The sequence below is a fragment of the Sphingobium sp. B2 genome (assembly GCF_007693735.1).
GTDB lineage: Bacteria > Pseudomonadota > Alphaproteobacteria > Sphingomonadales > Sphingomonadaceae > Sphingobium > Sphingobium xenophagum.
In genome coordinates this window covers 141,263-160,389 of the sequence record NZ_VDBZ01000001.1, presented here as the reverse complement: position 1 = coordinate 160,389, position 19,127 = coordinate 141,263, and the positions used below count along the sequence as shown (strand labels likewise).

At 63.3% G+C, this 19,127-nt stretch carries 24 protein-coding genes and 1 tRNA gene; 17 read left to right on the top strand and 8 right to left on the bottom strand.

The window, feature by feature from the left end:
- Positions 1–38 precede the first annotated feature (38 nt).
- The 12 genes from FE851_RS00805 (at position 39) to FE851_RS00750 (ending at position 9,947) form a co-directional block, all read left to right on the top strand.
- Positions 39–719 (top strand): DUF2490 domain-containing protein, encoded by a 681-nt coding sequence (locus FE851_RS00805; RefSeq protein ID WP_145199026.1) that lies wholly within the window; start codon positions 39–41, stop codon positions 717–719.
- A gap of 251 nt (positions 720–970) precedes the next feature.
- Positions 971–2,095, top strand: a complete 1,125-nt coding sequence (locus FE851_RS00800) for an 8-amino-7-oxononanoate synthase (protein ID WP_017181116.1) — start codon at positions 971–973, stop codon at positions 2,093–2,095.
- Positions 2,092–2,724, top strand: coding sequence for a dethiobiotin synthase (bioD, locus tag FE851_RS00795; RefSeq protein WP_145199023.1), 633 nt, complete (start codon positions 2,092–2,094; stop codon positions 2,722–2,724). Before FE851_RS00800 ends, bioD begins: the two co-directional genes overlap by 4 nt.
- Before the next feature lie 101 nt (positions 2,725–2,825).
- Positions 2,826–4,868 carry a M13 family metallopeptidase gene (locus FE851_RS00790; RefSeq protein WP_145199020.1) on the top strand — a complete coding sequence of 681 codons (2,043 nt, stop codon included), beginning with the start codon at positions 2,826–2,828 and terminating at the stop codon, positions 4,866–4,868.
- A 52-nt stretch (positions 4,869–4,920) separates the two neighbouring features.
- The gene (locus FE851_RS00785) at positions 4,921–6,204 is read left to right on the top strand and encodes an adenosylmethionine--8-amino-7-oxononanoate transaminase (protein WP_145199017.1); all 1,284 of its coding nucleotides are present in this window, start codon (positions 4,921–4,923) and stop codon (positions 6,202–6,204) included.
- A 63-nt stretch (positions 6,205–6,267) separates the two neighbouring features.
- A complete protein-coding gene (gene infA, locus FE851_RS00780) occupies positions 6,268–6,486 on the top strand; it encodes a translation initiation factor IF-1 (protein WP_003049127.1) in 219 nt (72 codons plus the stop codon).
- A 20-nt stretch (positions 6,487–6,506) separates the two neighbouring features.
- Positions 6,507–7,079, top strand: coding sequence for a Maf family protein (locus FE851_RS00775; protein WP_145199014.1), 573 nt, complete (start codon positions 6,507–6,509; stop codon positions 7,077–7,079).
- Positions 7,080–7,087: 8 nt separating this feature from the next.
- On the top strand, positions 7,088–8,077 hold the full coding sequence (locus FE851_RS00770; protein ID WP_145199011.1) for a ribonuclease: 990 nt from the start codon (positions 7,088–7,090) through the stop codon (positions 8,075–8,077).
- Positions 8,067–8,261 carry a DNA gyrase inhibitor YacG gene (locus FE851_RS00765; protein ID WP_019052225.1) on the top strand — a complete coding sequence of 65 codons (195 nt, stop codon included), beginning with the start codon at positions 8,067–8,069 and terminating at the stop codon, positions 8,259–8,261. Before FE851_RS00770 ends, FE851_RS00765 begins: the two co-directional genes overlap by 11 nt.
- Before the next feature lie 48 nt (positions 8,262–8,309).
- Positions 8,310–8,385: transfer RNA gene (locus FE851_RS00760), tRNA-Phe, on the top strand.
- Positions 8,386–8,503: 118 nt separating this feature from the next.
- A complete protein-coding gene (locus FE851_RS00755) occupies positions 8,504–9,175 on the top strand; it encodes a peptidylprolyl isomerase (protein WP_145199009.1) in 672 nt (223 codons plus the stop codon).
- 34 nt (positions 9,176–9,209) lie between these two features.
- A complete protein-coding gene (locus FE851_RS00750) occupies positions 9,210–9,947 on the top strand; it encodes a DUF72 domain-containing protein (RefSeq protein ID WP_145199007.1) in 738 nt (245 codons plus the stop codon).
- Positions 9,948–10,271: 324 nt separating this feature from the next.
- Here FE851_RS00750 and FE851_RS00745 read toward each other — a convergent pair whose 3' ends face one another.
- Positions 10,272–10,457 (bottom strand): PspC domain-containing protein, encoded by a 186-nt coding sequence (locus tag FE851_RS00745; protein ID WP_017181125.1) that lies wholly within the window; start codon positions 10,455–10,457, stop codon positions 10,272–10,274.
- A gap of 341 nt (positions 10,458–10,798) precedes the next feature.
- On the opposite strand from FE851_RS00745, the gene FE851_RS00740 reads away from it, so the two are divergent.
- Entirely contained in the window at positions 10,799–11,188 is a 390-nt protein-coding gene (locus FE851_RS00740) for a gamma-glutamylcyclotransferase (protein ID WP_145199004.1), read from the top strand.
- A 101-nt stretch (positions 11,189–11,289) separates the two neighbouring features.
- Here the strand turns inward: FE851_RS00740 and FE851_RS00735 are convergent, their stop codons facing one another.
- Together FE851_RS00735 and FE851_RS00730 are read right to left on the bottom strand one after the other, a co-directional pair.
- Positions 11,290–11,823 (bottom strand): peroxiredoxin, encoded by a 534-nt coding sequence (locus tag FE851_RS00735; RefSeq protein ID WP_017181128.1) that lies wholly within the window; start codon positions 11,821–11,823, stop codon positions 11,290–11,292.
- 23 nt (positions 11,824–11,846) lie between these two features.
- The gene (locus tag FE851_RS00730) at positions 11,847–12,236 is read right to left on the bottom strand and encodes a VOC family protein (RefSeq protein ID WP_026002055.1); all 390 of its coding nucleotides are present in this window, start codon (positions 12,234–12,236) and stop codon (positions 11,847–11,849) included.
- Between the two features lie 105 nt (positions 12,237–12,341).
- Between FE851_RS00730 and FE851_RS00725 the strand changes: the two genes are divergently transcribed.
- The 4 genes from FE851_RS00725 to FE851_RS00710 all read left to right on the top strand — a co-directional run bounded on the left by FE851_RS00725 (position 12,342) and on the right by FE851_RS00710 (position 15,409).
- Positions 12,342–12,815, top strand: a complete 474-nt coding sequence (locus tag FE851_RS00725; protein WP_145199001.1) for a hypothetical protein — start codon at positions 12,342–12,344, stop codon at positions 12,813–12,815.
- 39 nt (positions 12,816–12,854) lie between these two features.
- The gene (gene recF, locus FE851_RS00720) at positions 12,855–13,928 is read left to right on the top strand and encodes a DNA replication/repair protein RecF (RefSeq protein WP_145198998.1); all 1,074 of its coding nucleotides are present in this window, start codon (positions 12,855–12,857) and stop codon (positions 13,926–13,928) included.
- A 108-nt stretch (positions 13,929–14,036) separates the two neighbouring features.
- Positions 14,037–14,579: a CHAP domain-containing protein gene (locus FE851_RS00715; protein WP_186378725.1), complete on the top strand. Its 543-nt coding sequence runs from the start codon at positions 14,037–14,039 to the stop codon at positions 14,577–14,579.
- A 77-nt stretch (positions 14,580–14,656) separates the two neighbouring features.
- Positions 14,657–15,409, top strand: coding sequence for a CHAP domain-containing protein (locus FE851_RS00710; protein ID WP_186378724.1), 753 nt, complete (start codon positions 14,657–14,659; stop codon positions 15,407–15,409).
- 24 nt (positions 15,410–15,433) lie between these two features.
- Here FE851_RS00710 and FE851_RS00705 read toward each other — a convergent pair whose 3' ends face one another.
- From FE851_RS00705 to FE851_RS00685, 5 genes are all read right to left on the bottom strand, one after another.
- A complete protein-coding gene (locus FE851_RS00705; RefSeq protein ID WP_017181134.1) occupies positions 15,434–15,709 on the bottom strand; it encodes a DUF3297 family protein in 276 nt (91 codons plus the stop codon).
- A gap of 100 nt (positions 15,710–15,809) precedes the next feature.
- Complete coding sequence (locus FE851_RS00700) at positions 15,810–16,100, bottom strand: hypothetical protein (protein ID WP_017181135.1); 291 nt, start codon at positions 16,098–16,100, stop codon at positions 15,810–15,812.
- Between the two features lie 110 nt (positions 16,101–16,210).
- Positions 16,211–17,452: an SAM-dependent methyltransferase gene (locus FE851_RS00695; protein WP_145198995.1), complete on the bottom strand. Its 1,242-nt coding sequence runs from the start codon at positions 17,450–17,452 to the stop codon at positions 16,211–16,213.
- A gap of 31 nt (positions 17,453–17,483) precedes the next feature.
- Positions 17,484–18,230: a molybdopterin-binding protein gene (locus tag FE851_RS00690; protein WP_107124301.1), complete on the bottom strand. Its 747-nt coding sequence runs from the start codon at positions 18,228–18,230 to the stop codon at positions 17,484–17,486.
- Positions 18,227–18,949, bottom strand: coding sequence for a cytochrome b/b6 domain-containing protein (locus FE851_RS00685; RefSeq protein WP_145198992.1), 723 nt, complete (start codon positions 18,947–18,949; stop codon positions 18,227–18,229). The genes FE851_RS00690 and FE851_RS00685 overlap by 4 nt, the downstream gene beginning before the upstream one ends.
- Between the last annotated feature and the right edge of the window lie 178 nt (positions 18,950–19,127).

The following is a 19,127-nucleotide window of genomic DNA, read 5'->3' as shown; positions in this document are numbered from 1 at the left end:
GCGCCGCACCGCCACGCAGGCGGTGGAGATGATGACCCATGCGCCTGTCCCTTATGCTTCTGCCCCTGCTTGCCGCGCTGGCACTGCCCAATGCCGCCCGCGCCAGCGAGGATGAACAATTATGGACCACCGCCAATGCGACGGTGAAACTGGGCGACAAATGGCGGCTGTCGCAGGAAGTCGTCCTGCGCTTCAGTGACGACCGCAAGGGGCTGTATGAAGTCGAATCCAATACGCTGGTCGGTTACAGGATCAGCAAGCAGGTCACGCTATGGGCGGGCTATACCCATGATCCGCAATATGCAGGGGGCGACTTCACCGTCATGGAGCATCGCGGCCGCCAGCAGATCACCGCCGACAATATCCTGAAAATCGGTCGCGGCTCGCTCAGCGCACGGATGCGGATGGAGGAGCGCTGGCGCGACGGCGTCGATGGCACGGCCTATCGCCTGCGTCCCTATGTGAAGTTCGTGCTGCCGTTTCAGGACGGCAAAAAGACCGCGCTGGTGCTCAGCCATGAAAGCTTCTTCGATCTCAACAAGACCAATTTCCAGCGGGTCCAGGGCAAGGAACGGATGCGCAACCTGATCGCCATCACCACGCCGCTCGCCAAAAATGTGAATATGGAAATCGGCTATCTCCACCAGCACGGCTTCCGCCCATCCGCCGACGACAGCAATGACCATGTCGCGTCTGTGTCGCTGGGGTTCAGCTTCTAGGTGATGATTCTGGGCAAGACGCCCGACCTCCGTTTCACGGCGACATCAATCTGCCTTGGCGATCGGCGTTGAAGGGTCGCCCTGTCCTACACCACCCCCTCCTGCTATAGTTCCGCCCGTCCCGCTCTTTCCTATCGTCCGTTTCACCCCCGCCGCCGCGTCTGGGGCCGCGCAAGGTTTCGCCTGAAATTTGCATATATGAATATGGGCGAAGTTTGCGAAGTTCCGCCCCCGCGCCTATAGCCCCGGCCATGACCGCCGAACCCTTTGCCAGACAGCTGGTCGCGCTCGAATCGCGTGGCCGGTTGCGCCGCCTGATCCCCCGGACGGGCCGCGATTTCGCTTCCAACGACTATCTCGGCCTGTCGGGCGATCCAATCATTGCAGGCGCTGTTGCCGACGCGATCGGGCGCGGCGTGCCGGTCGGGTCCGGCGGATCGCGGCTGCTGCGCGGCAATGCCCCCGAACATGAAGGGCTGGAGGCGAAGGCCGCTGATTTCTTCCGCACCCAGGCCACCCTGTTCGTCGCCAATGGCTATGTCGCCAATCTGGCCCTGTTCGCTACCCTGCCCCAGCGCGGCGACCTGATCGTTGCCGATGAACTGATCCACGCCAGCGCCCATGACGGCATCCGCATGAGCAAGGCGACCGCCGTGTTCGCCCGCCATAATGACGTGCAGAGCTTTGCCGACCTGATCGCCGCCTTCCGCGCAGAAGGGGGCAAGGGGCGCATCTGGATCGCGGTTGAAACGCTCTACTCCATGGATGGCGACATCGCCCCGCTCGCCGATCTCGCCAAATTGGCGGCCAGGCATCACGGCATGCTGATTCTGGACGAAGCCCATGGCACCGGCGTATTCGGTCCGGGCGGGCGCGGTCTGTCTGCCGGGCTAGACGGGCTGCACAATGTCATCACCCTGCACACCTGCGGTAAGGCGATGGGCGTCGAGGGCGCGCTGATCTGCGGCCAGCGCATCCATATCGACTATCTCATCAACCGCGCCCGCGCCTTCATCTTCTCCACCGCGCCATCGCCGCTGATGACGGTCGCCGTGTCCGCGGCATTGGACCGGATCGAGGAAGCGGACGACCTGCGCGACCGGCTGGCGACGTTGCGGCAGGACGCCGCCGAATCGATCTGCGGCCCGCTCGGCCTGCCCACCCCGCGCAGCCAGATCGTGCCGGTCATATTGGGCGACGACGCCCGCACGATGGCCGCCGCCGCCGCCCTGCAGGAAGCCGGCTTCGACGTGCGCGGCATCCGCCCGCCCACCGTCCCGCCCGGCACCAGCCGCCTGCGTATCTCGCTGACGCTCAACGTCAGCCGCGCCGACATCGCCGCGCTGGGCCGCGAATTGCAAAGGATCGTGCGATGAGCATCCATGTCGTCACCGGCACCGACACCGGCATTGGCAAGACCGTGTTCGCCGCTGGCCTGGCGGCGGCGCTGGGCGCACATTACTGGAAGCCGATCCAGGCCGGCGTGGAACCCGACGGCGACAAGGAGGAGGTTGCCCGCCTGTCCGGCCTGCCCGCCAGCCACATCCTGCCCGAAGCCTATCGCCTCAACACCCCCGCCTCCCCCCATCTCGCCGCCCGGATCGACGGGGTGGAAATCTCGCTCGACCGACTCGCCCTGCCGCAGGTCGATGGCCCGCTGGTCATAGAGGGCGCTGGTGGCCTGCTGGTGCCGGTCAACGAACAACTGCTCATGGCTGATCTGTTCGCCCATTGGGGTCAGCCCGTCATCCTGTGCGCCCGCACCGCACTCGGCACGATCAACCACAGCCTGCTCAGCATCGAAGCGCTCCGCGCCCGCAACGTGCCGATTGCGGGCATCGCCTTCATCGGCGAACCGCATGAGGAAAATGAACGGATCATCCCGCAGCTGGCCAATGTCCGCAGCCTTGGCCGCCTGCCCTTGCTCGATCCGCTGAACCCCGCCACGCTGGCCGCCGCGTTCGCCAGCCACATCCGGCTTTCCGATCCTTTCAACGGTCGATAATATTCGACCAACGACATGGACAGGACTGTTGGACAGGCGTTCAACGTCCCGTCATGCCGGGCGCGCTACGTTGCGCCTACTGCCAAGCAAGGGATGCTTTGATGAACCACCTTTTCCTGCGCGCCGCCGCCTCCGCGCTGGCGCTGACCGCCGCTATCGCGCACGCGCAACAGCCTGCCCCCTCGACCGCGACCCCCGCCACCGCCAAGCCGACTTATGGCAGCTACGGCTTCGACGCCGCAGGCATGGACCCGTCGGTAAAGCCCGGCGATGATTTCTACCTCCACGCCAACGGCACATGGGCGAAGAACACCCCCATTCCCGCCGACAAATCCAACTATGGCGCGTTCAACACGCTGGACGAACTGTCGCGTGCCCGCACCCGCGCGATCCTGGAAACGGCCAAGGACGATCCCGACAGCAAGATCGGCGCGGCCTATGCCAGCTATCTGGACACCGCCGCGGTAGAGGCCAAGGGACTGACCCCGATCAAGCCCTGGCTGGGCGAAATCAAGGGCGTGAAGGACAAGGCCGGCTACGCCCTTGTCGCCGCCAAGGCCGCCCGCGCGGGGATCAGCGGCCCGTTCCGCTTCTATGTCGGGCAGGACGATAAAGACCCCGAAACCTATATCCTCTCCATGAGCCAGGGCGGCCTCGGCCTCCCCGACCGCGATTTCTATCTGGATGAAAAGCCGGAAATGGCCAAGATCCGCGCCGCCTATGTCGCGCATCTGGAGAATATGCTGACACTGGCGGGCGAAAGCGACGCCAAGGCGCGCGCAGCCGCGCTGATGGCGTTCGAAACGGAGATCGCCAAGGTTCACTGGACCCAGATCGACAGCCGCGACGCGGACAAGACCTATAACAAGCTGACGCTGGCCGCGCTGCAAAAGGCCGCACCCGGATTCGACTTTGCCGCCTATTTCAAGGCCAACGGCCTGACCCCGACCGAACTGCTTGTCGCCCAGCCATCCGCCATTACTGGCGAGGCCGCGCTGATCGCCAAGGCGCCGATCGGCGTTTTGAAGGACGCGCTGCTGCTGCGCAGCCTGCACGCCTATGCCGACAAGCTGCCCGACAGCATCGCCAATGCCGACTTCGCCTTTTACGGCACTACCCTGTCCGGCACGCCGGAACGTGAGGCGCGCTGGAAGCGCGGCGTCGATTTCCTCAAGGATTCGCTCGGCGAAGAAGTCGGCAAAGTCTATGTCGCGCAATATTTCCCGCCCGAAACCAAGGCGGCGATGGACGTTCTGGTCAAAAATGTGCTCGCCGCCATGGGCCGCCGCATCGACGGCCTGCCATGGATGAGCGACACCGCCAAGGCGCGCGCGCACAAGAAGCTGGCCGCCTTCACCCCCAAGATCGGCTATCCCGACAAGTGGCGCGATTATACGGGCCTGACCATCCAGCGTGGCGATCTACTGGGCAATGCGATGCGCGCCAACCAGTTTGATTTCGATTATAATATCGGCAAGCTGGGCAAGCCCATCTATCGCTGGGAATGGGGCATGACCCCGATGGAGATCAACGCCTACGCCAATTTCGGCATGGTCGAGATCGTCTTCCCGGCCGCCATCCTGCAACCGCCCTTCTTTGATCCCCATGCCGACCCGGCAGTCAATTATGGCGGCATCGGCGCGGTGATCGGCCATGAATTGAGCCATCATTTCGACGATCAGGGCGCGAAATATGACGAGACCGGCAAGCTCAACCAGTGGTGGACCGAAGCCGATGTCGCCAAGTTCAAGGGGCTGACCGACAAGCTGGTCAAGCAATATGACGCCTATGAGCCCTTCCCCGGCGTGCATGTGAAGGGCGCGTTCACGCTGGGCGAGAATATCGGCGATCTGGGTGGCCTCGCGGTCGCGCTCGACGCCTATCATGCTTCGCTGGGCGGCAAGCCGGCCCCGGTGATTGACGGCATGACCGGCGACCAGCGCTTCTTTCTGGGCTGGGCGCAGGTATGGCGGCGCAACTATCGGGAGGCGAACCTGCGCCAGCGACTGGTTACCGATCCCCACGCCCCGTCCCAGTATCGCGCCGACATCGTGCGCAATTTCGACGCCTGGTATGACGCCTTCAAGCCGGCACCCGACGGCAAGCTGAGCCTGAAGCCGGAAGATCGGGTGAAGATCTGGTAAGGGCCGCACGGGGGATGGTCATGGGCAAGGGCTTGGCCTAAAGCCGCGCCATATGACCTCCCCCGTCTGGCACCCCTTCACCCAGCATGGCCTGAACGAGCCGATCCCCCATGTCGTGCGCGCCGAAGGGGCGTTGCTGCATCTGGCCGATGGCAGCAGTCTGATCGACGCGATTTCGAGCTGGTGGGTGACGACCCATGGCCATTGCCATCCGCGCATCGCCGCCGCCATCGCGCAGCAGGCCGGGCAACTCGATCAGCTGATTTTTGCCGGTTACACCCATGAACCAGCCGAAACAGTCGCCCGCGAATTGATAGAGATTACTCCACGATCGCCCGATAGCGACCCACTGGCTTACGTCTTTTTTTCCGACAGCGGCTCAACGGCAGTCGAAGTCGCGCTCAAGATGGCGCTGGGCTATTGGCACAATCTGGCACTCGATGGACAGGCAGAGGCGCGCAGCCGCATCCTGGTGCTGGAACATGGCTATCATGGCGACACGATCGGCACGATGTCGGTGGGTGAACGCGGCGTCTATAATGCCGCCTGGACGCCGCTTTTGTTCGATGTCGGCACAATTCCCTTCCCTGCGCCTGGCAAGGAGCAGGCCAGCCTTGACGCGCTCGAAGCGGCCTGCCGCGACAAGCCAGCGGCCTTCATCGTCGAGCCGCTGATCCTGGGTGCGGGCGGAATGCTGCTCTATCCGCCGCATGTGCTGCGCGACATGGCCGCCATCTGTCGTCGCCATGACGTGCTGTTCATCGCTGACGAAGTCATGACCGGCTGGGGCCGCACCGGCACGCTGTTCGCCTGCGAACAGGCTGGAGTAGTGCCGGACATTATGGCGGTGGCGAAGGGCATAACCGGCGGCGCGATCCCGCTCGCCGCGACACTGGCGACGGCGCGCATTTTCGAGGCACACAGGTCGACCGACCGCGCCCGGCTCTTCTACCATTCGTCCAGCTACACCGCCAACGCCATCGCCTGCGCCGCTGCCGTGGCAAATCTGGCCATCTGGCGCGAAGAGGATGTGCGTGGCCGACTCGCCGCGCTGGCCGATGGCATCACGACGCGGCTCGCTTCCTTGGCGCAGCATCCCGCCTTCGCCAATCCGCGCCAGCTGGGTACGATCGCGGCGATCGACATCGTCACACCGGATGCGGGCTATCTGTCGGACCTCGCGCCGCGGTTGCGCGCCTTCTTCCTGCAACATGGCCTCTTGCTGCGGCCATTGGGCAACACCATCTATCTGATGCCGCCCTATTGTGTCGACGAACAGCAGCTGGATCGCATCTTTGCCGCACTCGTCGCAGCAGGCGATCATTTCAGCGCATGAAGCCGCCTTTCATTTTGCATGAATTGGCGCTATGGCGACGCGATTTTTTGAATTCGGGATATTATGGCCAAAGAAGAACTGCTTGAAATGCGCGGACAGGTTGTGGAGCTTCTCCCCAACGCCATGTTCCGCGTCCGGCTTGAGAATGATCATGAGATCCTCGGCCATACCGCTGGTAAAATGCGCAAGAACCGCATCCGCGTCCTCGTGGGGGACGAGGTGCTGGTCGAACTCACGCCCTACGACCTGACCAAGGGTCGGATCACCTACCGCTTCAAATAAGCCAACGGGTGTCAGGCCCGATGCGGCTCATTCTTGCTTCCGCTTCCCCCCGGCGCCTGGCGCTGCTGGGGCAGATCGGCGTTGCGCCCGATGAGGTAGACCCCGCCGATTGCGACGAAACGCCGCGTAAGGCGGAATTGCCGTCCGTCTATGCCGCGCGGGTTGCCGCGGACAAGGCAGCGATTGTCGCGGCGCGGCATCCGGGCGCGTTGATCCTGTCAGGCGACACGGTCGTTGCCGCCGGTCGCCGCATATTGCCCAAGGCGGAAACGGCCGAGGAAGCGCGCGCCTGCCTCACCTTGCTGTCCGGGCGGCGACATCGCGTGCTGAGCGCGATCACGCTGATCGACACAACGGGGCACGCACGGCATCGCCTGTCGACCAATATCGTTACCTTCAAGTCGCTGGAACGCAGCGAGATCGACCGCTATATTACCAGCGAAGAATGGCGGGGCAAGGCGGGCGGCTACGCCATACAGGGTCGCGCTGCTGGCCTGATCCGCGCAATTCAGGGCAGCCACAGCGCGATCATGGGCCTGCCGCTTTACGAAACCCGTACGCTGCTGAAGGCGGCGGGTTATGCTCTCGATTAGGAATAGACATGGCCGAATGGCTTTATGAAGAAGGCATTGGCGAATCCCGTGCCGCGCTGGTGGAAAATGGTCGCCTGGTCGAGGCGCTGATCGAGCGGGAAACTGGTGGCGAGCGCGCAGGTGCGGTAGCACAAGGGCGCCTGACCCAGACGCTTATCCCCAAGAAGCGCGGCGTTGTCCGGCTGACAAGCCAGGAAGAGGTGCTGATCGAGCCAATGCCGCCGCGCACGTCGGAAGGGTCGACCGTGCTGGTCGAAATATTGCGCGAGGCGATCCCCGAAGAGGGCCGTCCCAAGCGCGCCAAGGGCCGGATCGCCCAACCAGGCAGCAAGCCGCATGCCGGGCCAAGCCTGCTGCAACGGCTGCGCGCCACCGGCGTCCCCGTCGTCCCCTGCCCCGCGCATGAGGAGGACCGACTGGAAGCGGTCGGCTGGACCGAATTGATGGAAGAGGCGATCAGTGGAGATGTCGGCACGGAAGCCGCCGCGCTGCGTCTTTACGTTACGCCCGCCATGCTGCTGATCGACGTTGACGGGTCGCTGCCACCTGCCCAGCTTGGTCCCAAGGGCGCCAAGATCGCGGCGCAGACGATTCGCCGCATGGGACTTTCCGGGTCGATCGGCATCGACCTGCCGACCATGAACAACAAGGATGAGCGGATGATCGCCGCGGCGCAGATCGACAAATATCTGCCGCTGCCATTCGAGCGCACGGCGGTTAACGGATTTGGCTTCCTCCAGATCATCCGCAAGCGCGAGCGGGCCAACCTTATCGAACTGCTGCGCGCCGATCCGGTCGAGACGGCGGCACTGGCGTTGCTGCGCCGGGCGGAGCGGCACGGCAATGGCGGCGCAGTGACACTGACCGCTGCTCCTGCGATCATCGACCTGCTCCATCGCAAGAGTGACTGGATCGAGCAATTGGCCAAGCGGCGCGGCGGTGCGATCACCCTGACGGCCGACGCGACGCTGGCGTTGGGGGCGGGCCATGTCGCCTAAAGCCGCCGCCTGCCCGGTCTGCCGCCAGCCCGTAAAGCCCGAAACCCGCCCGTTTTGCAGCCCCGCCTGCCGCGACCGCGACCTGCTGCAATGGCTGGGCGAAGGCTATCGCGTGCCGGGGCCAGCGGCAGACGAAGGGATGCAAAAAAGCAGCGATTATGGGCTAGACAGCGACGCAGATTGACGACTATAGGCACGCTTCCATCGGGCGGAGCCATCCGCAGTTGGCCGTGCCTGGATAGCTCAGTTGGTAGAGCAAGCGATTGAAAATCGCTGTGTCGGCGGTTCGAATCCGTCTCCGGGCACCATTTTTTCCTCATCTTCATCACGCCAACCGCAGCCAATAGGGTAGTGGGCGATTGCGCTGACCATGCGGCGGCTTTAGCCTTGGGCTTGCCCCCTTCTGCCGCGAGTGTTTGTCTGTCGATGCGTCTGTTTGCCCGTTGTCTTGCCATTCTGTCGGTCCTGCTTTCGTCCAGCTTTGCCAGTGCGGCGCCCACGAACCGAGCGACGCCCGGCTATATCCGGGTGGCGATCGAGACGTCGGTGGGGACGATCACCGTGGCACTCGATACGAAGCGCGCGCCGCGGACGTCGGCCGACTTCCTGACCTATGTGGATGACGGGCGGTTCGATGGCGTGACCTTCTATCGTGCGGCGCGGCGCAAGAGCGATCCGAAACAAGGACTGATCCAGGGCGGGATCGATATGGACGTGCGGCGATCGCTGCCGCCGGTGGTGCATGAGCCGACCAGCCAGACCGGGATTCGCCACCTGGACGCCACCTTGTCCATGGCGCGGCCCAATCGGACCAATTCGGCGATGGGCAATTTCTTCATCACCATCGGCGCGACCCCAACGATGGATGCGCGCGACGGATCTATCGGCTATGCCGCGTTCGGCCATGTCGTCGGCGGGATGGACGTGGTCAAAAAGATATTGGCGGTGCCGACCTGTTGCGGAACCGGACCGATGCGGGCGCAGATGATCATAAAGCCCGTCAAAATCCTGCGAGCGCGGCGGATCGACGGGAAGCCGAAACCGACGCGCGGGGTCAAGCCGTGGCTGATCGGGTTGAAAAGGCCGACAGTGAGATAGACATAGGTAGCGCAATTTTGAGCGGGAGGTCGGGATGGCGGGACGGATCAGGATCGGCATTGGCGGCTGGGTGTTCGAGCCGTGGCGCGGGACTTTCTATCCCGCCGGGCTGCGGCAGAAGGATGAACTGGCCTATGTCGGGCAACATCTGACCGCGACCGAGATTAATGCGACCTATTACAGCACGCAGAAACCGGCGACTTTCGCGGGTTGGGCGAAGGCGGTCCCGGACGGCTTCCAGTTCGCGGTCAAGGCTTCGCGCTATTGCACCAACAGGCGGGTGCTGGCGGAAGCGGGCGAATCGGTCAGCAAATTTGTCGGGCAAGGCATAGCCGAACTGGGCGACCGGCTGGGTCCGATCTTGTGGCAGTTCATGCCGACCAAGGCGTTCGATCCCGACGATTTCGGCGCGTTCCTGAAGCTGCTGCCCGCCAGCGTCGATGGCGTGCCGCTGCGCCACGCGCTGGAAGTGCGGCACGCCAGTTTCGACGATCCGGCCTTTCTGGCAATGGCGCAGGACGCGGGAGCGGCGATCGTACTGGCGGATCATGAGACCTATCCGGCGATCCGGGGTGCCGATGTCGGCTTTTCCTACACGCGGCTGATGCAGACATTGGACGACGAAAGCACGGGCTATAGCGCGGCGGCGCTGACGGACTGGGCGGAACGGTTGCGGACGCAGGCCGCGGCAGGCGATGCCTTTGCCTTCTTCATCAGTGGCGCGAAGGTGCGCAATCCTGCGGCGGCGCTGGCGCTGAGTGCGGCCATATAGTCACAGTCTGTTGCATTTGTTGCAATCGAAATGCCGTGCTTTGCGATTGTTACAAAATCATGACGGGCGCATAGGCCCGGTCCGCCCATATGGGGCGGCAATGAACGATCATATTGGAGTTAAATATGCGACAGGCTTTTCAGGGCGCTGCGCTGGTGGTTGCGGTTGGCGTGCAGATGCTGACCTTCTATTCGGTGCTTTACGCCTGAGCGCTATCCGCGCTCTTCTATATCCCCAATCATCGGGATGATAAAAAGCCGCCCAGGGCCAATGCCGGGGCGGCTCTTTTATTATGGAACGACTGTGATCCAACTTGGCGTTGGCTCAGCCTTCAGCAAGCCAGCCAGCGAGCAGATAAGCCACAACGCCGACCGGGCCGAGTGCGCAGAGCGTCAGCAACACAGTGGCGACGCGGATCAGCGTGACGTCAATTCCCGTGCGGTTGGACAAGCCCGCGCACACGCCCATGATCTTGCCGTGGCGACGGTCGAGGGTGAAGCTGTTGTTCATGAATCTGGCCTTCTGGTAATGCAGTTGAAAAATACGGGTCGATCAGGCGATCGGCAGGACCGGCACGGCAGCACTGACGAACAGGCTGGCGACGAGGAAAGCGCCGACAAGAGCGACGGCGGCGTTGTGGACCTTGGCGATGGACATGGTAGAAACTCCCTGATTTTTGGCTGGTCGGATGATCCGGCCTTGATGCCAAACAGGATTGCAGGAGCCGTGCCAGTTTCACTTTTCCCCGGAAATCCGCGATTTTCAGGCGCCATATCGGCAATTTCGCCCGCGTTCATTTCCATCAGTTGGGGAAATTTCCCGTTTATCGGTATAATTTTCACAGGAGCGGCATGAGCAGCCCCTTGCTTTTCGTCTATGGCACGTTGCGCCCCGGCTTCGACGGGCCGATGGCGCGCTGGCTGCGCAGCATGGCCCCCGCCGTCGGTTTGGCCACGGCGCGCGGCTCGCTATATCGGGTGGAAACCTATCCGGGCTTCGTGCCCGATGATGCAGGCGAGGTGATGGGTCACCTGTTCGCCCTGCCCGACCCGGCAGCGCTACTCGCCCGACTGGACGAATATGAGCAATGTACCGTGCATTTCCCCGAACCGCATGAATATCGGCGGGAGAAGGTGACAGTGCAGACCCCCGATGGACCTATCGAGGCCTGGACCTATATTTACACGCGCGACGTGACCGGGCTGGAGCGGATTGCGAGCGGGGATTTTCTGGCCGGATAGTCCGGCACCCGTTCGCCCTGCGCTGGTCGACGCCCTATCCCCCTTCGCGAAGGAAAGGACTGTCTTTTGGCAGGCGCGCGAACGGGTGTCAGCAGGTTCGCCTATTTCTGCTTCATCGCCTGCACCGCCGCCAGGGTGGATTTGACATGTTCGGCATAGTTCATTTCCGAATGGACGAAGGCGATGCGGCCAGACGGGGCGATGACATAGGAGGTACGGTCGGTCATGCCCGGCCGCATCTTGAGCGCGACGTCATAGCCCGACACGATCCCTGGCCCGGCGGAAGCAACGGCGAACTTGCCCGCGCATTCCTTGGTCGAAAACGCCACCAGATCATCAACCGGGTCTGCCGACATGCCGATGACGGTCGCGCCGGCTGCCTTGAACTTGTCGATATTCTCGGCAAATTCGCGCGCTTCGGCCGAACAGCCCGGCGTGAACGCCTTTGGGAAGAAATAGAGGACGACCGGGCCGCGCTTCAACTGATGCGACAGGGTCAGGGTAAACGTCTTGCCCGCCTGCGCACCGCGCGTCGTGAAATCGGGTGCCTTGGCCCCGACGGCAAGGGCAGCCATGGCCCCGCTCGATCCCAGCAGGGTGGCGGCGGCGGCAAGCAACAGGGTTAGACGCTTCATCATCAGGCTCCTTAAACGGACGGTCAGGCGGCGGGCGCGGGCGGCTCCCACAATTCGATGGCATTGCCTTCGGGATCATGAATGCGGGCAAAACGCCCGACATCGGGATGATCCCATTCCGCATTGGTGATGACGGCAATGCCCGCGTCCCGCAAGCCGGTCAGAAGGGAATCGAGATCGGAAACGCGCAGATTGATCATGAACGCCTTGTCCGCGGCAAAATAATCGCTGTCGGCCTTGAACGCGGCAAACACCATCGGTCCGCCCAATGTTCGCCAGGTCCATTCGTCAGGCTGGGCGTCGGGATCGGACACGCAGCCCGCACCCACGCCCAGATGGGTGCGATACCAGGCATTGAGCGCATCCGGATCATGCGCGCGAAAAAATAGTCCGCCCATTCCCAGCACCGGCATGCCATGCTTTCCTTCCTTCATGATCGGGCCGGAGGATAGCATGCCCGCAAAGGTCCGTCACGGCAGGAGACAGGAACCGCCGGGCGTTTCGCCGGTTCTTGCAGGATGCGCCCTGCCCTTGCCCTGCTGCCGGTGATCGCCCTTGCTGCCTGCGACAAGCCTGCCGACAAGCAGACGTCGCAACCGGGCGTCGTGGCCAATATCAATGCTCCGATCGAGCCTGCGCCGGAAGCGCCGCCGCCAGCCAATGTTACGGCGCCAACACCATCGCCCGACCAGGCGACATCGGGGAAGATTCCGATCGATCTACAGGGTCGCTGGACCGGTGTTAGCAATCAGTGCGGGGACAGGGCGGCCGATCTGGAACTGAACATCCTGCCCGACCAGCTGGTTTTTCATGAAAGCGTCGGTACGGTCGAAGCGGTAACGCCCGGCGCGAAAGCCGAAGTCGCGGTCAAGGCGGCATTCACTGGCGAAGGTCAAAGCTGGACCCGCACGTTGACGTTGCGACCGGCGGCGGACGGTGCGACGCTGACGATCGTCAATGACGGGACGGCGGTGACGCGCAAGCGCTGCTAAACGCTTTCCCATGGCGATGGACCGGGCTACAGCCGGACGATGATCGGCCGCCTGACCCTGAGCGATTTCCGCAATCATGCGGACGGGCTGATCGTGCCCGATCATGGCTTCATCCTGCTGACCGGCGACAATGGCGCGGGCAAGACCAATATATTGGAGGCGGTGTCGATGCTGGCGCCCGGACGCGGGCTGCGTGGCGCGGCGTTGCGGGCCATGGCGCGGCAGGACGGGCCGGGCGGATTTGGCATCGCGGCAGAGGTGGATGGGGTCGTGCTGGGCACCGGCGTGGTCGCTGCGACGCCCGACCGACGGCAGGTGCGGATCGGTGGCGTAGCATCATCGGCCAATGCACTGGCCGACCATCTGTCGATCGTCTGGCTGACCCCGGCGATGGACCGGCTGTTTCTGGACAGTCCCGGCGGGCGGCGGCGTTTTCTGGACCGATTGACGCTGGCGCTGCATCCAGCCCATGCCGCCCACAGCGCGCGTTATGATGCAGCGATGCGGGCGCGCAACCGGCTGCTCGCCGACCAGCGCCGGGCCGATCCGGCGTGGCTGAGCGCACTGGAGGCACAGATGGGCGAGCATGGCGCGGCGCTGGCGGCAGCGCGCAGCGATCTGGTCGCGCGGCTGAACCTGGCCCTGGCGGGGCAGCCCGACGCACCCTTTGCCCGTCCGATGATCGCGATAGAAAGCGAGGAGGATGGCAGCGACCTGCCCCTGGCCGAACGGCTGGCGCGGGAAAGACGGCGCGATGCCGCGGCGGGGCGCACCTTGTCCGGGCCACACCGGCACGACCTGTCGGTGCTCCACATCGCCAAGGGCCAGCCAGCCGCCCTGTGTTCGACCGGTGAGCAAAAGGCTTTGCTGCTGTCGATCCTGCTGGCTCATGCCACGCTGGTCGCCGAACATCGCGGCCAACCGCCCGTGCTGTTGCTCGATGAAGTGGCCGCGCATCTCGACCCGTCGCGACGGGCCGCCTTGTTCGACCGATTGGAACATACGGGCGGGCAGGTATGGATGACAGGCACGGAATCGAGCCTTTTCAACGAATTATCATCTGCAACCCGGCTGACTGTAACGGCGGGTCATGTTTTTCGTTCCGCGATATAACCCGCCACCGCAACGACTCGTCGCCCGGCACTTTTCAACGCGCCTTGGCTCTGCCCTAAAGCATCTCAACGGGGCAAAAGCCTGAATCAAAGTCGGGGTCGCATTCGCATGATCGTTAGTTTTCAACGGCTTATCGCCGCTGCTATGCTTGCGCTCTCTTTCCTGATCGTTACGCCTGCGACCGCTGGTGTTCTGCAATGCGTTCCGTTTGCCCGTCAGGTGTCGGGCATCCAGCTCCACGGCAATGCCAATACCTGGTGGGACCAGGCGGAGGGCCGTTATGATCGCGGCCATGAACCGCGTGTCGGCGCTGTCCTGTCCTTCGCCTCCAGCCGCGCCATGCCGGTCGGTCATGTCGCGATGGTGAGCAAGGTGGTCAGCCCGCGCGAAGTGCTGCTGACCCATGCCAACTGGTCCTATCGCGGCGGCATCGAACGCAATGTCCGCGCCGTGGACGTGTCCGCCAACAATGACTGGTCGGATGTCCGCGTATGGTATGGCCCGATCGGCAATCTGGGGCTGCGCTCCAATCCGGCAAACGGCTTCATCTATGCCGACCAGCCCAAGGACATCGAACAGCCGGTGCAGGTCGCCATGGCTGACGCCGTCACCGACGCCAGTGTCACCGGCGCTGCCCGTTCGGCTTTCTGAACGGTTTAACCTCTTCATAAAGGGTCCGATCTAGGATCGATCCCGGTGGGGCGATTCTTTAGGTTTCGGAATCGCATATGGTTCGACAGTTACGCTGGGCGGCAATGTGCCTGCTGTCTGGTCTGAGCGCGGCACCCCTGTTGGGTGCGAGCGCACTGCAATGCGTGCCCTATGCGCGCATTGTGTCAGGGGTAGAGATTCGCGGCGACGCGCTGACCTGGTGGGACCAGGCAGCGGCGCAATATCAGCGCGGGCATGAGCCGAAAAAGGGTGCTGTGCTGGCCTTCCGTCCAATCGGGCCGATGACATTGGGCCATGTCGCCGTGGTCAGCCGCGTGCTGGACGACCGGCGCGTGCTGATCCGCCATGCCAACTGGTCAGCGCCGGGCGCGATCGAGGAGGATGTGCTGGCAATCGACGTGTCGGATGCGGGCGACTGGAGCCAGGTGCGGGTGTGGCATAGCCCAACCGCGCAGATGGGTGCGCGCACCAATCCGACATTCGGCTTCATCTACCCGGCCAAGGCGAAGCTGCACGAATTTACGCCCGACCCGGCGCTGGGTAGCAGCGTCCGCTTTGCCCGTGTCGATCGCGACCAGTGGGACGATGTACGCCTGCCTGCCGGAGTGACGCCGTCGCGCAGCACGCCAACTTATACACGCGGTCAGCCAGCGGCGCCGAAAATGGCACAGGCCAGGGCGACGGCGCGCAAGGCCGCGCCGAAATTGGAGACCGACCCCTTCATCGTCGAATATGCCGACAGCACCCCATCGCAACGGACGCTGAGCGCGATCATCGCCGATGTGAAGCGGGAAACGAGGCTGAACTGACCGACGCTAATGCGCCGATGCCGGTCATTCGGCGTCGGCGGATTTCTCTTCGGACGGTTCCGCTGGGTTCTGGAACCAGGCTTCGACCGGCCCGCTCAGCTTGATCGTCAGCGGATTGCCGTGGCGGTCGCGAGTCTTGCCGGCGGCGACGCGAATCCAGCCTTCGGAAATCGAATATTCCTCGACATCATTACGCTCGCGTCCCTTGAAGCGAATGCCGATCCCGCGCTGAAGGACATCCATGTCGAAATGCGGGCTGCGCGGGTTGGTGGAAAGATGATCGGGGGGCGTATCGCTCATGGTCAAATGCTTCCTGCAATGTTGCGCCCGCGCCTAGCCGTTTGCCCGCGATGCTGCAACCCGCCTCCGGTTGGCGACGGGTTGCTGGCTGGTCATGCCATTAGCGGCAGATGCGCACGCGCACATCGCGGCGGCGATAATAGTCGTAGCGCCATTCGGTCCAGCAGCGCTGGCGATAGCCACGATAATAGCGGCGATTGTCGCGCCAGTCGCGCCGATGGCCGCGCCAGTGGCGGCGATTGTCCCACCGGCCATTGTTCCAGTGGTGCCCACGGTCGCCGCGCCAGCCGTCACGATAGCCGCCATGATATTGTGCCTGCGCCGGGACTGCCATGCTCAGCCCCGCCACGGTCAGGCCAAGCGCCGCGGCGCCTTTCCAGATGATGTTCATATCCTGCTCTCCTCACTGCCCCGCCGCTCCAGAGGCAGGACGATGAGGGGACAATGGCCCAAGCCGACTGAACCGTCCGCGAACGCGCCATTTAGCGGCGGTTCAGCCAGTCAGCGGCCCTGAAGCGCGGCTTCCGTTTCCTGCATATAATCGCGGGTGATCGGCAGGGTGCGCCGGTTGCGGGCATATTGAACCTGGTAATTGACCATGCCGCCATGTTCGAACACCGTCGCCGCGCCCGCCAGATAGAAGGTCCAGAGGCGAAAAAATCGTTCGTCGTACAGCGCGATGATATCCGCCCGGTGGGCCATCGCCCGCTTGTACCATTGGCGGATGGTCAGGCCATAATGGATGCGCAGGACCTCCACATCCGTGACCATCAGCCGCGTACCCTCGCTGCCGGCCACCATTTCCGACAGGGCCGGGATGTAGCCGCCGGGGAAGATATATTTCTGGGTGAAGGCGTCGGTCGTGCCCGGCCCGCCCATGCGGCCGATTGTATGGACCAGCATCACCCCGTCCGGTGTCAGCAGATCATGGCATGTGTTGAAGAAGGTGCGGTAAGGGGCCGTGCCGACATGTTCGAACATGCCGACCGATACGATTCGGTCGAACGGGCCGGTCATGTCGCGATAGTCAATCAGTTCGAAGCGGACATGGTCTGAAACCCCCGCGTCGGCCGCCCGCTGCCGTGCGATCTTGAGCTGTTCTTCCGACAGGGTGATGCCCGTCACATCGACGCCGCAGGTGCGGTGCAGGTAGAGCGCCATGCCGCCCCAGCCACAGCCGATATCCAGCACCCGCATCCCCGGTTTGAGCAGCAGCTTGGCGGCGATATGGGCCTTCTTGTCCTCCTGCGCCTGATCCAGGCTGATGCCCGCTTCATTGTCCGCGTCGGGCCAATAGGCGCAGCTATATTGACGGTCGCGGTCGAGGAAGAGGGCGTAGAGCGCGGCGGACAGGTCATAATGATGGGCAACATTGGCCTTTGCCCGCGCCTTGTGATTGGCGCGCCACAATTTTTGCCGGACGGTGCCAAGGCCGCGCGCCAGCACATTCTTCGCGTCGATGGAACGGCCGCTTTCCCATGGATTATTGGCGCGGACCATGGAGAGAAATTCCATGATGCCGCCACCTTCGATCGTCACCCGCCCGTCGATATAGGCTTCGGCCATGCCCAGTCGCGGATCGCGCACAATGTCGAAGGCGACCCTTTTGTCCTGCAACCGCAACGCCAGATCGGGAAAGGCCGGATCGGCTTTTCCGACGGTGAAATGCGCGCCATCTGGGGTGAAAATGGTCAATTGGCCACGGGTGACCAACCGCCGCAATATTCGCTCGAACAGTGTCATGACGATACCTTGTCACTCACAGGAACGCAGATCAAATCCCCGCATACCAATCATAACCGGCATAGTCCTCCCAAAAGCCGCCCTTGCCCTTGCCGATGCCGTCCAGGGTCGCGACGGCCTCGATCCCCATCAGATATTTGGCCTGCTTATACCCCAATTGCCGTTCGACACGCAGACGGAGCGGGGCGCCGTTGGCGACCGTCAGCGGGCGATCGTTGAGCGCATAGGCAAGGATCGTCTGGGGATGGAAAGCGTCGAACCGGTCGATACTTTCATAATAAGGCCGCCCCCCGCCCATATCGTCGGCACAGCGAAAGACGAGATAACGCGCGCGGTCACTCAGTCCCGCGGCCTCCAATATCGGTTTGAGCGGGACGCCGCGCCATTTGCCGATCGCGCTCCAGCCTTCGACGCAGTCATGGCGGGTGATCTGGGTGCGGTGGGGCATCGCCTGCAACTGGGCCAAAGACAGCGACAGCGGGCGCGCCACCAGTCCGGTCACAGGCAGTCGCCAATCGGCAAAGCCGCTGCGCCACAATGCCTTATAGGCGGGCGTATTGGGATTGGCCGTACCGTTGGCGCGGAAGATAGGCGAGATCTGATCGGGCCGGAATTCTTGCGCCAGCGCGTCGCGCGCCATCAGGCTGCGCTGCGCCCAGCGATGGAAATTTTCGGCCGAGAAGAGGGCTTCCCGCACGGCCTCGTTACGGCCAAGCCGGTCGCATCCCGCCAGCGTCGCTGTGGCGCCCAACAGCAAATGGCGGCGAGTGAGAATCATGGGCGTTCCTCCGGCACGCGATAGCGGCCCGTGATCATCGATCGCACCTCGTTCACCGGCCCGGCAAGAAGCACCATCAGGATATGGACGAGGAAAAAGGCGACCAGCGCGAAGGCGGCGATAAAGTGGAGAGAGCGCGCCGATTGCCGTCCGCCGAACAGATCGACCAGCCATGGCCACGCCGCATTCATGCCCGGCGCCATGGTCAGCCCGGTCAGGATGATCAGCGGCAACAGAATGAAGATGACGCCGATATAGCTGGCCTTTTGCAGCACATTGTAGCGCAACGCCGCGTCGCCGGTGGGAAAGCGCAGCCGCGCGTGGTCCTTGATGTCCTGCCAGATATGTCGCGGGGCGAGATCATCGCGACGGAAGGCGAGATCGCGGGCGATGTGCCTGTTGGCGAGGCTCCAGAGCATGTAGAAGAGCAGCGCAAAGGCAAAGATCGGCGCGGCGGTCAGGTGCCAGTGGCGCGACATGGCCAGATTATAAAGCGCAGGCAGCGTAAGCCATCCGGGGAAGCGATCCAGTTCGAGCCAGGCGGCATCGAAATTCGCACCATATTGCCCCCAATAGAGACGGGGATGGGCGTTGAAGATGCCCAGCCCGCTGGTGAACAGCGTGTAGAGCAGGGCTGCGTTCAGCCAGTGCCACAGCCGCGTCGACAGGCGGTGCCGCTTGACTGTGCCGGTTGCCTTCTTGGGGGTCTGGCTGGCCATGGTCCCTATCCTAACCGGTCGCGCGGCCCAGTCCACGGCTGTTCGCAATGGCGCGCCGCCTGCCATTCCATCATGTTGTTACACTTTTGCAACAGACAGTTGAAATCATTTGAAATAAAGACCTTGCCCCTTTGCAAACGAAAAGAGCCAACCTAGATGGCGATTGCGCGACGCCGAT

Bases quoted from the DNA above. Each gene is read 5' to 3' on its own strand.
- bioD (WP_145199023.1), top strand. From the start codon at position 2,092: ATGAGCATCCATGTCGTCACCGGCACCGACACCGGCATTGGCAAGACC.
- FE851_RS00685 (WP_145198992.1), bottom strand. From the start codon at position 18,949: ATGGCCAGCCAGACCCCCAAGAAGGCAACCGGCACAGTCAAGCGGCAC.
- FE851_RS00695 (WP_145198995.1), bottom strand. From the start codon at position 17,452: ATGACACTGTTCGAGCGAATATTGCGGCGGTTGGTCACCCGTGGCCAA.
- FE851_RS00765 (WP_019052225.1), top strand. From the start codon at position 8,067: ATGTCGCCTAAAGCCGCCGCCTGCCCGGTCTGCCGCCAGCCCGTAAAG.
- FE851_RS00785 (WP_145199017.1), top strand. From the start codon at position 4,921: ATGACCTCCCCCGTCTGGCACCCCTTCACCCAGCATGGCCTGAACGAG.
- FE851_RS00805 (WP_145199026.1), top strand. From the start codon at position 39: ATGCGCCTGTCCCTTATGCTTCTGCCCCTGCTTGCCGCGCTGGCACTG.
- FE851_RS00745 (WP_017181125.1), bottom strand. From the start codon at position 10,457: ATGAACAACAGCTTCACCCTCGACCGTCGCCACGGCAAGATCATGGGC.
- FE851_RS00740 (WP_145199004.1), top strand. From the start codon at position 10,799: ATGAGCAGCCCCTTGCTTTTCGTCTATGGCACGTTGCGCCCCGGCTTC.
- FE851_RS00800 (WP_017181116.1), top strand. From the start codon at position 971: ATGACCGCCGAACCCTTTGCCAGACAGCTGGTCGCGCTCGAATCGCGT.
- FE851_RS00770 (WP_145199011.1), top strand. From the start codon at position 7,088: ATGGCCGAATGGCTTTATGAAGAAGGCATTGGCGAATCCCGTGCCGCG.
- FE851_RS00775 (WP_145199014.1), top strand. From the start codon at position 6,507: ATGCGGCTCATTCTTGCTTCCGCTTCCCCCCGGCGCCTGGCGCTGCTG.
- FE851_RS00710 (WP_186378724.1), top strand. From the start codon at position 14,657: ATGGTTCGACAGTTACGCTGGGCGGCAATGTGCCTGCTGTCTGGTCTG.
- FE851_RS00755 (WP_145199009.1), top strand. From the start codon at position 8,504: ATGCGTCTGTTTGCCCGTTGTCTTGCCATTCTGTCGGTCCTGCTTTCG.
- FE851_RS00700 (WP_017181135.1), bottom strand. From the start codon at position 16,100: ATGAACATCATCTGGAAAGGCGCCGCGGCGCTTGGCCTGACCGTGGCG.
- FE851_RS00725 (WP_145199001.1), top strand. From the start codon at position 12,342: ATGCGCCCTGCCCTTGCCCTGCTGCCGGTGATCGCCCTTGCTGCCTGC.
- recF (WP_145198998.1), top strand. From the start codon at position 12,855: ATGATCGGCCGCCTGACCCTGAGCGATTTCCGCAATCATGCGGACGGG.
- FE851_RS00790 (WP_145199020.1), top strand. From the start codon at position 2,826: ATGAACCACCTTTTCCTGCGCGCCGCCGCCTCCGCGCTGGCGCTGACC.
- FE851_RS00750 (WP_145199007.1), top strand. From the start codon at position 9,210: ATGGCGGGACGGATCAGGATCGGCATTGGCGGCTGGGTGTTCGAGCCG.
- FE851_RS00715 (WP_186378725.1), top strand. From the start codon at position 14,037: ATGATCGTTAGTTTTCAACGGCTTATCGCCGCTGCTATGCTTGCGCTC.
- FE851_RS00705 (WP_017181134.1), bottom strand. From the start codon at position 15,709: ATGAGCGATACGCCCCCCGATCATCTTTCCACCAACCCGCGCAGCCCG.
- FE851_RS00690 (WP_107124301.1), bottom strand. From the start codon at position 18,230: ATGATTCTCACTCGCCGCCATTTGCTGTTGGGCGCCACAGCGACGCTG.
- infA (WP_003049127.1), top strand. From the start codon at position 6,268: ATGGCCAAAGAAGAACTGCTTGAAATGCGCGGACAGGTTGTGGAGCTT.
- FE851_RS00730 (WP_026002055.1), bottom strand. From the start codon at position 12,236: ATGCCGGTGCTGGGAATGGGCGGACTATTTTTTCGCGCGCATGATCCG.
- FE851_RS00735 (WP_017181128.1), bottom strand. From the start codon at position 11,823: ATGAAGCGTCTAACCCTGTTGCTTGCCGCCGCCGCCACCCTGCTGGGA.